This is a genomic window from Rathayibacter caricis DSM 15933, from assembly GCF_003044275.1.
Taxonomy (GTDB): domain Bacteria; phylum Actinomycetota; class Actinomycetes; order Actinomycetales; family Microbacteriaceae; genus Rathayibacter; species Rathayibacter caricis.
Genome location: NZ_PZPL01000002.1, coordinates 219,655 through 232,035 on the forward strand (window position 1 = coordinate 219,655; position 12,381 = coordinate 232,035).

The window sequence follows — 12,381 nt, forward strand, 5'->3', positions numbered from 1 at the left end:
GGGTATGATGCAGGACATAGAGAAACCTCCCGTGAGGGCTGGTGACTTGATTAGCTCGAACCCCGGGAGCCTGGCAGCAATGGGGGAGCGGGCTACGAAACTTGGTGAGGCCCGCTTCGGCGGGCCTCCTTCGTTTAAGCGGCCGTCGTGCGTTCCTCCTGTGGGATGGGCAGCTCGTTGCGGAGGTCGCGGCGAGGGCGGGGTGCGTACTCGGGCATGCCGAGGGACTCGGCCGCTAGAGCGGTGATGTACTCGCCGTAGCTCAGCCCAGCGGCTGTCGCGTTGGCCTTGATGACCTCGGCAAGAGGCACTGCGGGTTTCGCCATGATGGGGACTCGCTGTCCCTTGCTCGGTCTAGCCATGAGCGAAATCATCCTGCGGTTCCGTTAACGGAAACGTTAGGTCGACGGTGTGTCGCCAAGTCCGCGCGCCGCATCGGCGCTCCTGCGGTGATCTTCGAGTCGCCCATCGCCAAGAGGGTCACCAGCATGGTCATCTCCCTTCGCCTGGACGGACTTCGTCGTAACGAAGTTGCGGCGCAGCTTCATCCGCGCCTCGCCTAACGTAAACGATACTACGCAAGAATTGTTAACAGTCATTTCGAAAGGTGAGCCCGATGCTGGCGATGGCGTTCGACACCGCCGTCATGTGCCGAGCGCCGTCCGAGGTGACTCTGTTGGTGAGGTAGGCGACGATGAGTCGACTGTCCGGGTCAGCCCAGGCGACGCAGACGTTGGATCCGTTGTGACCGAAGGCTCGCGGTCCGGCGACGGATCCGAGCGGCGGGTACAGGTTCGGGGTGCGTCCGCCGAGCTGGAAGCCATTCGCCCAGAGAATAGGGGTGCGTGCGAATCCGTCGACGTCAGCTTCGGTGGAGCTCGCGGCGGTTGCCTGCAGGAGGATCTCGGGTGGGACAACCTGCGCGCCGTCGCGGCCGCGTCCGTCGTTGAGCAGCATCTCGTAGAGCCGGGCGACGTCTCGGGCGGTCGTGGAGACGCCGGCGCTGGGAATCACGGCCATGCGGACGGAGCGGCTGTTCAATGCCGTCGTCGCCAGCGGTACCGAGCTACGGATGGGCACGCATCGGGAGAAGGCGTGTTCAGTGACGCCCAGCATCGTGTTGGTCGCGCCGAGCGGGGTGAGCAGCCACTCATCCATCAGCGGCCGCAGCCGCCTCCGGGTCGCGCGCTCGATCACCTCACCGAGGATGAAGCCGTAGGTGAAGACTTGATAGGAGGGCACAGCGCCAGGCACCGTCGATAGGTGGGCGTTTTCGATGTTGCGGATGGAGCGACGCCAGTCGGTCATCGCGAGCGCGTCACCGAGCAGCCCTCGCGACGTCGAGAAGCCGGCCCGGTGGTGAAGCACCTGCCGGAGAGTGATAGAGCCCTTTCCGTGACGGGCGAACTCGGGCCAGTAGTAGGACACGGCAGCATCGAGGTCGAGGACCGAGGCCGCGGCCAGCTGGTGCACCAAGATGCTCAGGTACGGCTTGCTGACGGACCATGACCAGAAGAGGCCATCGGGTCCGTGCCCCTGGGCGTGGTCGACCAGGACCTCGTCGTCGCGGAGGACGACGAGCTGCGCGGACCCTCCTCGTTGGCGGACGAGGTTCAGCACCGGAGCAAGAGAGTCGTGCACGTGCTCTCCCTCCGTAGCGCCGGCGCCGCCTCCGAAGCCGGAAGGGGGCTGTCGAAAGTAACAGTCCTCTCGGACGGAGGGCTACCGTGGACAGCATGGCTGCGAGAACTGGTAACGGCGCGTCCGAGTACTCGATGCGCGTTCACGCCGCGATCAAGGCTCTGATGGGCAAGGCGGGCCTCTCCAACGTGGACTTCGCGGCGCGCACCGACATGACGTTGACCTACTTCTACGCCCGCATGCGCGGCGACGCGATGTTCGACACCAACGACCTCGAGCGCATCGCTCGCGTCCTGGGTGTGAGAGTCGCCCACATCTTCACGATCGCGGACGATTTTGGTGCACCCGCTGAAGAGATCGATGAGATGGTCGTCCTCACGAACGGCGCCGAGTTCGCTAGGCGCCTAAGCGTCCTCTTGCCAGCGGGTACGAACGATGATGTCGCAGGGATCCCAGTGCCGCGAATCATCGAGATGCTGGGCGCAACATCGCACTTCGGCGTGACACAAAGCGAGCTCACCCGTCTGGCATCTCATTTTGAAGTCCCTGAGGCGTTTTTGACCGAGCTAGTCACGTCTGAAGACACAGCCATGATCGAAGCGGACCTCGAGCTGCGTCGGGCGCTCGCGTCGAAGGGCGTTGAGACTCTGGCCGCTCGGTCTCTCGGAGGGAGCCTGTCGCCGGCCGCCATCCGCGGTATCGCCGCTTCCATCCGCGCTTTGCGCAAGTAGCTACTGCGATCTGGAAGGGAAATTCATGAACGACCCGTGGCTCGTGAATAACGAGATTCGCCAGACCGCCGAGCGCGCCTTCGCTGACATCTTCACCGAAGAGTACCCGGGAGAACTGTCGACCGAAGAAGCGATTATTGAGCGGGCCGAGGAAGTCCTCGGCGCCGAAATCGAGGTGTATCAGGGCGGTGACGAGTCCTGGGAGAACTACCTTGCACTAACGCTGACGGTCACAATAAACGTGTTGATGCCGAGCAAATATAAGATTCTTATCCGCAGCGACAAAAAAAGCATATTATCGGATGTTTAATGTGTTCCACGAGCTGGCGCACATTCTCCTCGGTCATCCTCCGAGCGAAGTGCAGCTTCCCGACACTTTGAACTTCGAGTCCATGGGCGTCACGACCGGCGACAGCGCCGTCCGTCACGCGAAGCAGTTCGTGTTCGACGGGGAAGAAGTCACTCCGGCTCGCCGCGTCATCGAGGGCGAGGCGGAGGAGTTCGCCCGCCTGATGGTGTCGCTGGTGATGCACCCGCGGTACCGGACAGGAGAGCGGAGGTTCGGCTAGGTGAGCCCGATCGAAAGCTTCTTCTTCACCGCCACTTTCCTCGCCGTTGTCCCTTACTTCCTTGGCTGGTTCGTCGCGATAATTTTGCGCCGGCGGCCGCCGACGCGGCCGTGGGTCGCCGCGGGATTCGGGTCTGTCGCCCTACTTGCACTCGGCGCTTGGCCCTGGCTGCCCCTCGAGGAGGCTGACGGGCTGCTGGGCGGGACGAACATCTACTACTGCGTGATGATCGTCGCCGCCGGCACGGCGTTGTGGCTACTGGTCGAGGCCGTCACTGACGTCGGTCGTGTGCGTTGGCGTTCGCTTGGGCTCCTCGTCGTCTGGATCGGCGCTTATGTGGCGGCCTTCGCGGCCATCGACCGTCCGGAGACGTCACCGAAGTTCTCACACGAGACGGTCGAACAGCTCCCGATGATCCTGTGCAGCGGCATCTACTTCCTCGGGCTCATCGTTCTTTTCGTGAGACTGATCCTCAAGATCCGGAAGTACCCGCGCCTCGCCTCCTGGCCCTTTACGGTCGGCGGAGGGCTCATCATCACAGCCTCCGTCAGTGAAATCACAGGAATGATCGTCGCGCGTACAGCACCCAACTCGACACTGGTGACAGACAGTCTCTACTTGGTATTCACGCCGGGATTCTTTGGTGGAACGCTGTTGTTCACGGCTGGCCTGTGCAGCTTCCCGCTTCGGCGCACAATTCGTGACGTCGCGGTCGATCTGTGCTCGCGAAATCTCGTCGGAATGTTGACAGCGCGGGAGATTTCCGCCCCACCGGTGTCCTTCGTAAGAGAAGGCACCGACAGCGAGAAGAAGCTTGTCCGCTTGATGACGCTTCAAGTTCGAGTCACTGATGCCGTTATGGTCGGTGCGATGAAACTGAATGACACCGAAAATAATGCCGTTTATCGGGCAGAGCGCTTGATCGACGGCGAATTGCTAGCAGCAGGTATGGGATGGAACAAATGAACAAGATGATCGTCGGAGCAGCCGCAGCAGGAGGCCTCGCCGTCGCTGGCGTCGTCGGCTCGATCTTCGCCGCTCGGCAGGTCGTTCTTCCCGTCGACCCGCCTGAGATCCCGATCCTCCGCCAGGACGGGAAGACGATGACCCTTGCCGTCGACGGCAAGACCGTCTCCCCGGGCATCCTCGGGGTCTTTCGCACCGACCGGACCGGACACGCGACGCTCAGCCGACCGATCCACACCGACCCGGTGACAGGTGCGACCACCCGGCGTATCGAGTCGACCTGGGGAGCGAGCTTCGCCGGGGAGAAGGCCGTCATCTGCGAGGGCGACGTCTTCGCCGGGCCGGAAGCGGTCGACCCCGACTTCGTGGAGGTCCTCGTCCCGGGCCCCCTGGGGGACTGCCCAGCGTGGCAGTTCGGACCGGACGAGAACGCCGAGTGCACGTGGGCGATCCACGTGCACGGCATCCGCACCAAGCGCATCCACGCGCTCCGCAGCGTCCCCGCGATGACCGCGCTCGGCTACACGTCCCTGGTGGTCTCCTTCCGTGGCGATGGAGACGGGCCGGCGGTTCCTCACAGCGCCTCGATGCTCGGTCAGCGCGAGTGGGCCGACGTAGCCGCGGCGATCGACTACGCAGCCGCCCATGGCGCGAAGAAGATCGTCCTAATCGGCTGGTCCCTCGGCGGTGGCGTGGCGCTGCTGGCTGCAGAGCGCACGAGCCGCCGCGACCTGCTCTCGGGCCTCGTCCTCGTTGGACCGGCGCTGAACTGGAAGACGGCGATCGAGCAGGGCGCTGTGGAGATGGGGTTGCCTCGTCAGGTCGCGATCCTCGGCCTCGTCGGCTTGCGCAGCAAGCTCGCGAGCCGTCTCGTCGGCCTCCCTGAGCCTGTCGACTTCGATGCGCTCGACTGGGTGCGCGAGCCCCGCGCCGCGGCGCTGGGCTGCCCGATCCTCCTGTTCCACTCCGCCGGCGACACGACCCTCCCGATGGAGGTATCCCAGCGGTTCGCGAAGCTGAACGCGCCCGCTGTGGAAATGGTCGAGACGGCGGCTACCGCTCACAACACCGAGTACAACGTCGATCCCGAGGTCTTCGACTCGACCATCGCTCGATGGATTTCGCAGCACCAGTAACGAAAGCGCTAGCACTGGCCTACTGTTAATGCCATGGGGGCTCTTCATGGCGCATCACGAGTGGACCGTGCACACTCCGACGACGGCCGGGCCATCGAGACGCGATGGTCCGCCGTCGTTCACTTCTTCCGGCTCGGTAACAGCCACTCCGTCGACTGCGACTGCCGCTGCTGCCTGGCGACCCGCGAGCCGTCGATGGCTGACGACGACTTGGACGCGCGGACGGGCCTCGTGCGCCACTACCCCGTCTCCGAACTCGAGGATGCCGCGGAGGACGCGGTGCTGCGAGCAGTGACGCTGGAAACGTACTGGTTCGGCCGAGACGTCATCGCGGCCGGCTACGAGCTCCACTCCGGAGAACGATTCGAGGACGTCGCGGTGACCTCACCCGAAGGGGATCAGTTCGCGGTCGAGGGGTGGCTTGCCGCCGACGCCTTCGAGTTGCAGTTCGCCACAGGACTTCGGGCGGTCGCAGACGAGGACGCTCTTCTCGCGCAGCGATGCGTGACCTTGCTCGAGCGGATCCCGGCGGGGACAGGGAACGCCTTCTGCGTCATATAGCGGGCGGCGGATCAGCGAGGTCCGACTGGCCCTTCTGATACGCCCGACTGACCTCGTGCAGGCGATCGATCGCCTCCCAGTCGACCTTGTAGGTCACGGTCTTCCGGTGGCGGACGCCGGGCGCCGGGCGTCCACTGATCGCTCCGGCTTCCTCGAGCGGGTTGAGGTAACCGAAGAGAGTCACCTTGTTCCGGGCCTCCGGTACGGCGTCGAGAATCTCCGCCACGGTCGCTCCGTGGATTCGCGCCGGCTCCTGAGACAAGAAGTGCAGGACGCGGTTGCCAATCTCACTGGTAAGGGCGCGCATGTGCATCACCTCCCTGGACGGCGGAGGGAGCGTAGGCGACATGGAACCCATTCTGGCGCATCGGCCGTTTCCTCCTTCGGATCGAAGGTTGCGCACTGCGTGACGCGATTGTTCCCTTGCATCTATTCGCACAACTGTTACAGAAGTTAGATTTATCCTTATAGTGAGGAGTAGCGCGCAACCGGGATCGCCGGTCTCGGCACGAGCACTGGGGGATGCACATGAAGGTGCCTGGCAAGGCAGTCGTGGTCGTAGCGTTCGCTCTCGCTACTGCCGGCTGCACCAGCCCCAGCGCCGCTTCCTTCTCGTCCGCTGCGAGCGCGCCCTCCGGCGGTGCTTCCTCGACGGCCGCAGAACGGTTGCCGGCTGCGCCCGCACCGACGGAGAACGTCCCGTCGACGGAAGCCTCTGCAAGTGATGCGGAGCAGGCACCGGAGCTGGCTGTGGAAATGGCCACGATCGGTATCGCCGCGAAGGCGGCTACCGCCTTCTGCCGACCCTCCTTGGACTACGACACGTGGATCGCCGAGCTCTACCCGTTCCTCAGTCAGCACGCTGCGGTGGCCTACGAAACGGTCGACCCGACGAACGTGCCCTGCACGACCCTCACCGGCGATGCGACAGTCCGAGACGGTGACGGTGCGTTCACGATGCGCATTCTCGTCCCCACCGACGCGGGGGAGTACTCGGTGTACGTCCACCGGACCACGGAGAGCACTCCCTGGGCAGTGGAGCAGATCACCGCGCTGGCCTCGGAATAGCCCGGTGACGAAGGGGGGAGCGGGGGTTCTCGCGGCGGTGCTGGCACCGTTACTCGCGATTGCACTGCTGCTGTGGCTGCTGTTTTTCGGCGCCGCTGAGGACGCGGCTGCCGCGTGCCTGCCGGGCGGTGGACCGGTCGACGTCTCCGCGATTCCGGCAGACGCGAGGGTCGGTGCTTACGGTCATGACCAGCTCGTGAACGCGGCGCTGATCGTGAACGCCGGAGCCGCGAAGGGCCTCGGTGCCGATGGGCAGACGCTCGGCGTGCAGACGGCAATCGGGGAGTCCTCCCTGGTGAACACCAGCTACGGCGACGGTGCGGTCAACCCGGACGGGTCGGTCGCTGACTCGATCGGCCTGTTCCAGCAGCAGTCGAGCTGGGGCACTGTCGAGCAGCGGATGGACCCGACGACCTCGGCCGGCTTCTTCTACGACCGCCTCGTGGCCGTCGAGGGCTGGCAGGCGATGGAGCCGTCCATCGCGATCAACAAGGTGCAGCGCAACGCCGACCCGAACCACTACACGAAGTACCGCGCCGACGCCGTGGCGATCATGACCTACCTGGGCGGCCTCGGCAGCAGCACGCTCGCTCCGACAACGACCGCCGCACCGGTCAGCGCTCTGTCGACACCGACCGGCACCGCGCCTGCGACTCCTGCTCCGATCGGTGGATGCGTTGCCGTTTCCGGCGACGCGCAGGCCCTCGCGGCTGGACTCGTGACCGCGATGGAAGAGGGGCGGCTGCGCCTGCTTGAGGACAGATACGCGCAGCAGATCCGCAACATGGCCGCGGGGACCGCGAAGGAGAACTGCGGCACTGACGTCCGCATCCTCCAGGTGATCACGATCGCGCTGAACACGTTCGAGCGCGTCGGCGTCTCCGACCTCAACCGCCAGTGCACAGGCTCGCTCCTGGGCGCCGGCACCGGCTCCTCCCACTGGATGAACGGCGGCGGCAACGCGGTCGACTTCTTCTCCTTCGATGGCACGGCCACGACCGGCTGCGACGCCAACGCCTTGCAGCTGCTGACGGTCCTCGACCCGCAGGTGCCGCAGGGCTCCCGCGCCGGCCAGATCCAGTGCCGCTCGAGCACCTATCAGCACATCACGCAGTTCACGGACTCCCCGAACCACCTGCACTTCGACGTCGCCTACGCCGACGGCCCCCTCACCACCGGATAACCGGACCCCTTCGACGTCGCGACCGCGGCGCCGATCACCCCGCACCACCCAACACGAAACGGAGCACCTCATGTCTGCACTGCTCGCAGCAACGACCGACATCCTCACCACCGCGGGCGCGCTCGGCGCCGTCGTGCCCGACCCGGGCCCGGGCGGCATGCCCCCCGGGTTCGAGGCCTTCACCACCGTCATGGGCTGGGCGAAGTGGGTCGGCCTCGGCGTCGCCGTCGTCGGCCTGATCATCCTCGGCGTCTCCATGACCGTCTCCGCCCGCCGCGGCGAGGGCGGAGAGATCGGCGGCTGGCTCGGCCGACTCCTCATCGGCGTGATCATCATCTCCGCCGCCTTCACGGTCGTCGGCTTCCTGATGGGCGCGTAGCGCCCAGGGAAGCCACCACGACAGCCATCACCAGGAAGGCAAGGGACGTCATGAACGACTCCGAACCGCGTAACCCGTTCACCAAGAGGGGCTTCATCGTCGGCGCCGCCATCGTCGTGGTACTCGCCCTCTCGGGCCTCGTGCTCGGCGTGACGTCCCAGGGCACCGGGGACGGCGGCACCACCGCCGTCGACCCCGGCACTCCCACCCCGACATCGACCGTCTCAGCTGAGGCCGAGAGCGTGTGCGGACTCTCGGGCTTCGAGGAGAGCGGCACGCTCACCGCCCCGCCGACGACGGGATGGACCATCGTCGGCACGATGGCCGCCCCGAGCTCCGCTGAGGCTGGACCGGGGGAGACCGACAATGTCGGGGTGCGGAGTTGCTACGTGCACACCGTCGAAGGTGCCCTCTTCGCTGTCTCGAACCTGTGGGCGATGGGCTCGGACGCACGCCTCGCTCCTCTGGCTGTGGAGCAGCTCACCGCTCCCGGGCCGGGCCGTGACGCGGCGATCGCCGCGGACACGCAACAGAGCAACACCGGGACCAGCGTGCAGATCGCCGGCTTCAAGGTGCTGTCCTACGACGGCGAGAACGCCACGATCGACACCGCTTTCGAGCTGAACACGGGCTCGCTGATCAGCTTCCCGTCCGCGGTGACGTGGAGCGATGGCGATTGGAAACTCGTCGTCACCGACGACGGACAGCCGCCCTACCGCCCCAGCACCTTGCAGAACCTCGGCGGCTACATCGTCTGGGCAGGTGTCCAGTGATCGCGCTGACCGAGACGGGCGCCGGAGAGCCCTGCTCTCCCATCGACGTCCCGTGCTGGACCGGGGCCGCCGTGGGCGACATCGTCTCGCAGGCGTCGAACGACGCCCTGCAGCAGTTCGTCAACAACATCCTCGAGGGCTACGGCAAGGCGATCGCCTCCCTCGGCACCGTCTGGATGAACGTGCCCTCCCCGGTCACCGTCGTGGACCAGGGCGGCGGCGTGAACGGCGGCGGGACCCCGCCGCTACCGGAGGCGTTCGAGACGATCCTCGGCTACGTGACGTGGGTCTGCGCGGGCCTGGCCGTCATGTCCCTGATCATCGCGGGCGTGATGATGGCCTCCCGTCGCCGGTACGGCGACGGCGAAGCTCACCTGGGCCGCGTCGGCGTCATCCTACTGGCGGTGCTGCTGCTGTCATCCGCGTCGGCGCTGGTGACGGGGTTCCTGCCGCTGGCGATGCACCTGAACGAGTCCTCCTCGGTCGTCGGCTGGGTGCAAGGTCAGTTGCAGTGGTACACGGGCGGGCTCGCGATCCTCGCGATCCTCGTCGCCGCCGGCCGCATGGTGTGGACGCAGCGCGCGGTGCCCCTGCGCGAGCTCGCCGGCTCCGTGCTGACTCTGATCGCCGTGGCCGGCGCAGGGCTGGTCGTCATCCGCCTGGCGACCCAAGCGGGCGATGAGTTCTCGATCTGGATCCTCAACAACTCGACCGACTGCGACGTGTCCCAGCAGGGCGAGAGCAACTGCTTCGGCACCAACATCTTCGCGATGATCAGCCTCACCGCGACCTCCGGAATCGGCCTCATCGGTCTCTTTCTGTTGGGGATGCTCGCGGTGTTCATGACCTACGTGCAGATCGCGCTGATGGTGTTCCGCGGCGCGATGCTCGTCGTCCTCGCCGGCATCTTCCCTCTCGCCGCGTCGTTCACGAACACGGAGATCGGCCGCCAGTGGTTCAAGAAGGCGATGGCCTGGACCCTCGCGTTCATCCTCTACAAGCCCGCCGCGGCGATCGTCTACGCAATCGCGTTCCGCATGACCGGCACCGACCTGTTCAAGTCAGACGGCACGGGCCTGTTCCAGATCGTCACAGGCCTCGCGCTGATGCTGATCGCGCTCGTAGCCCTGCCCGCACTGATGCGCTTCCTCGTCCCGGCGATCGCCAGCGTCGGCGGCGGCGGGGGAGGAGCTGGCCTGCTCCTGGGCGCGGCGGCCGTCTCGGGCGCCGGGGACATCGCGACGGGTGCGGTCCGTGCCAGCAGTAGCGGCGGCTCCGGTGGTGCGTCGGGTGGTGGCGGCAGCTCGTCCACAGACGGGCCGACCGGCAGCAAGTCCACTCCCGGCTCTCCCGCGTCCTCGTCGCCCGGAGCAGACCCGTCCGGGTCGGCGTCGGCCTCCGGCGGTGGGGCAAATGCCGGCGCAGCGGGTGGCGGCGCAGCAAGCGGCGGCGGCGCGGCAACAGCAGGCGGAGGCGTGGCAACAGGCGGCGCAGCAGCAGCGGCGGGGCCGGTCGGCGCCGGTATCGCGGTCGCCACGAAGGCCGCAGAAGGCGCGAAGCACGCTGCGGAGGCCGTAAAGGCGGCCACGGATGACGCGACCGGCAGCAACGAGAACGGAAGCTAACCCATGACCAGCACCGCTACCGCGACCGATCCGGTCAAGGCCCGCACCTACGGCAACTGGCGAAAGCCCCAGACCGCCGGCCTCGGCGGGCTCGGGCAGCTCGCCACCCTCGTGATGTTCGTGGGAATCGTGTCCTCGATCATCGCGTCCATGTTCTCCGGCCTCGGTCCGGCACTCATCGTCGCCGGGATCTTCGGCGGCATCCTCCTGACCGTCTCGGTCAAGGACAAGCACGGGCAATCAGCCCTCGGAAGGACGGTCGTCCGCGTGAACTGGTGGCGCACCAAGAGCAAGGGAGCGAACATCTACCGCTCCGGCCCGATCGGCCGCGCGAAGTGGGGCACCTTCCAGCTCCCGGGCCTGGCCGCGGCATCACAACTCACCGAGCACGAGGACTCCCACGGACGCCGGTTCGCGCTGATCAGCACCCCGACCACCCGGCACTTCACCGTGGTCCTCGCCACAGAGCCGGACGGGGCAGCGCTGGTGGATCAAGAGCAGATCAACAACCAGGTCGCGGAGTACGGCATCTGGCTCGCCAACCTCGGAGACGAACCCGGCATCGAGGCCGCCTCCGTCACCGTCGAGACAGCACCCGACACCGGCACCCGCCTGCGCGGCGAGGTCGAGGGATCGATGGACCCGGACGCACCGCTATTCGCCCGAGCGATGCTCGAGGAGGTCGTGGAGACCTATCCCGTGGGCTCGGCGACCATCCGCGCCTACATCGCCCTCACGTTCACGGCGACCGCCCGCATCGGAGGGAAGCGCCGCAACGCGAAGGAGGTCGCGTCCGACCTCGCCGCCCGCATCCCCGGGCTGACGTCCTCCCTCGCCGCGACCGGCGCCGGCGCCGCACGCCCCCTCAACGCGCAAGAGCTCTGCGAAGTCATCCGCACCGCCTACGACCCCGACGTGGCAGTCCTGATCGATCAGGCCCGTGCCGCGGGAGAGACGGCGGACCTGTCATGGACGGACGTCGGCCCTGCCGCGGCGGAAGCGCAGTGGGACTCGTACCGTCACGACGGAGCCGTGTCGACGTCGTGGACGATGACTGCGCCACCGCGCGGCGTCGTGCAGGCCGGTATCCTCGCCCGGTTACTCGCCCCACACCGCGACATCGCACGCAAGCGCGTCACCCTGCTCTACCGCCCCATCGACCCCGCCCGCGCCGCGGCATTGGTGGAGGCGGACCTGAACGCCGCGCAATTCAACTCCTCGACATCGACCAAGCCGACCGCACGGTCGACGCTCTCGACGCGCTCGGCGCAGGCGACGGCCGCGGAGGAAGCCTCCGGCGCCGGGCTGATGAACTTCGGCCTGATCGTCACCGCGACGACGATGCAGCGCACGCAGGAGCCCGAAGCGCGCGCCGCGATCGACTCCCTCACCTCGGCCGCACGGCTGCGGATGCGGCCAGCGTTCGGGTCGCAGGATTCCGCGTTCGCCGCCGCGCTCCCGCTCGGCCTGGTCCTTCCGCGGCACCTGCGCATCCCCAACGAGGTCCGGGAAGCCCTGTGACCACAACGAGCGCCCACGGGACGGCACTGGACGAGTGTCCGGTGCCGTCCCCTGTTAAGCCCCTTCTCCCCTCACCGATCACTGCCGGAGGTCCTCAGTGAGCATCACCACCAAGCTCTTCTCCCGCCACCGCGACACCGAGCCCGTCGACCCGATCGCCGACGACGCGACAGCTTCCATCGACGGGGACGAGCTGCCCACCGGCGCCACCCCCGTCGACCAGGAGGC

Annotated in this window: 15 protein-coding genes; 12 read left to right on the forward strand and 3 right to left on the reverse strand. The window is 66.7% G+C overall.

The window, feature by feature from the left end:
• Nucleotides 1–134: 134 nt before the first annotated feature.
• Together C1I63_RS19155 and C1I63_RS19160 are read right to left on the reverse strand one after the other, a co-directional pair.
• A complete protein-coding gene (locus C1I63_RS19155) occupies nt 135–326 on the reverse strand; it encodes a hypothetical protein (RefSeq protein ID WP_146168509.1) in 192 nt (63 codons plus the stop codon).
• 262 nt (nt 327–588) lie between these two features.
• Entirely contained in the window at nt 589–1,620 is a 1,032-nt protein-coding gene (locus C1I63_RS19160; RefSeq protein WP_170116444.1) for a serine hydrolase domain-containing protein, read from the reverse strand.
• Nucleotides 1,621–1,736: 116 nt separating this feature from the next.
• Here C1I63_RS19160 and C1I63_RS19165 point away from each other — a divergent pair, with 116 nt between their 5' ends.
• From C1I63_RS19165 to C1I63_RS19190, 6 genes are all read left to right on the forward strand, one after another.
• The gene (locus tag C1I63_RS19165) at nt 1,737–2,372 is read left to right on the forward strand and encodes a helix-turn-helix domain-containing protein (protein WP_146168510.1); all 636 of its coding nucleotides are present in this window, start codon (nt 1,737–1,739) and stop codon (nt 2,370–2,372) included.
• 25 nt (nt 2,373–2,397) lie between these two features.
• Nucleotides 2,398–2,682 carry a hypothetical protein gene (locus C1I63_RS19170; protein WP_107576151.1) on the forward strand — a complete coding sequence of 95 codons (285 nt, stop codon included), beginning with the start codon at nt 2,398–2,400 and terminating at the stop codon, nt 2,680–2,682.
• Nucleotides 2,683–2,764: 82 nt separating this feature from the next.
• Nucleotides 2,765–2,941, forward strand: a complete 177-nt coding sequence (locus tag C1I63_RS19895) for a hypothetical protein (protein ID WP_159989485.1) — start codon at nt 2,765–2,767, stop codon at nt 2,939–2,941.
• Nucleotides 2,942–3,907, forward strand: coding sequence for a hypothetical protein (locus C1I63_RS19180; protein ID WP_107576153.1), 966 nt, complete (start codon nt 2,942–2,944; stop codon nt 3,905–3,907).
• Nucleotides 3,904–5,043: an alpha/beta hydrolase family protein gene (locus tag C1I63_RS19185; protein ID WP_159989486.1), complete on the forward strand. Its 1,140-nt coding sequence runs from the start codon at nt 3,904–3,906 to the stop codon at nt 5,041–5,043. The genes C1I63_RS19180 and C1I63_RS19185 overlap by 4 nt, the downstream gene beginning before the upstream one ends.
• A gap of 60 nt (nt 5,044–5,103) precedes the next feature.
• Nucleotides 5,104–5,604 (forward strand): hypothetical protein, encoded by a 501-nt coding sequence (locus tag C1I63_RS19190; protein ID WP_211315697.1) that lies wholly within the window; start codon nt 5,104–5,106, stop codon nt 5,602–5,604.
• On the opposite strand, the gene C1I63_RS19570 is transcribed toward C1I63_RS19190, so the two are convergent.
• Nucleotides 5,597–5,830, reverse strand: coding sequence for a hypothetical protein (locus tag C1I63_RS19570; protein WP_146168512.1), 234 nt, complete (start codon nt 5,828–5,830; stop codon nt 5,597–5,599). The two genes, C1I63_RS19190 and C1I63_RS19570, sit on opposite strands and share 8 nt — an antisense overlap.
• Before the next feature lie 302 nt (nt 5,831–6,132).
• Between C1I63_RS19570 and C1I63_RS19575 the strand changes: the two genes are divergently transcribed.
• The 6 genes from C1I63_RS19575 to C1I63_RS19225 all read left to right on the forward strand — a co-directional run bounded on the left by C1I63_RS19575 (nt 6,133) and on the right by C1I63_RS19225 (nt 12,153).
• Nucleotides 6,133–6,672, forward strand: a complete 540-nt coding sequence (locus C1I63_RS19575) for a hypothetical protein (RefSeq protein WP_211315698.1) — start codon at nt 6,133–6,135, stop codon at nt 6,670–6,672.
• 196 nt (nt 6,673–6,868) lie between these two features.
• Nucleotides 6,869–7,855 carry a hypothetical protein gene (locus C1I63_RS19205; RefSeq protein WP_107576158.1) on the forward strand — a complete coding sequence of 329 codons (987 nt, stop codon included), beginning with the start codon at nt 6,869–6,871 and terminating at the stop codon, nt 7,853–7,855.
• 70 nt (nt 7,856–7,925) lie between these two features.
• A complete protein-coding gene (locus C1I63_RS19210; RefSeq protein ID WP_107576159.1) occupies nt 7,926–8,234 on the forward strand; it encodes a hypothetical protein in 309 nt (102 codons plus the stop codon).
• A gap of 50 nt (nt 8,235–8,284) precedes the next feature.
• On the forward strand, nt 8,285–9,007 hold the full coding sequence (locus tag C1I63_RS19215; RefSeq protein WP_107576160.1) for a DUF8175 domain-containg protein: 723 nt from the start codon (nt 8,285–8,287) through the stop codon (nt 9,005–9,007).
• Nucleotides 9,004–10,632, forward strand: a complete 1,629-nt coding sequence (locus C1I63_RS19220; RefSeq protein ID WP_107576161.1) for a TrbL/VirB6 family protein — start codon at nt 9,004–9,006, stop codon at nt 10,630–10,632. The genes C1I63_RS19215 and C1I63_RS19220 overlap by 4 nt, the downstream gene beginning before the upstream one ends.
• A 3-nt stretch (nt 10,633–10,635) precedes the next feature.
• Entirely contained in the window at nt 10,636–12,153 is a 1,518-nt protein-coding gene (locus tag C1I63_RS19225) for an SCO6880 family protein (protein ID WP_204162184.1), read from the forward strand.
• Nucleotides 12,154–12,381 lie beyond the last annotated feature (228 nt).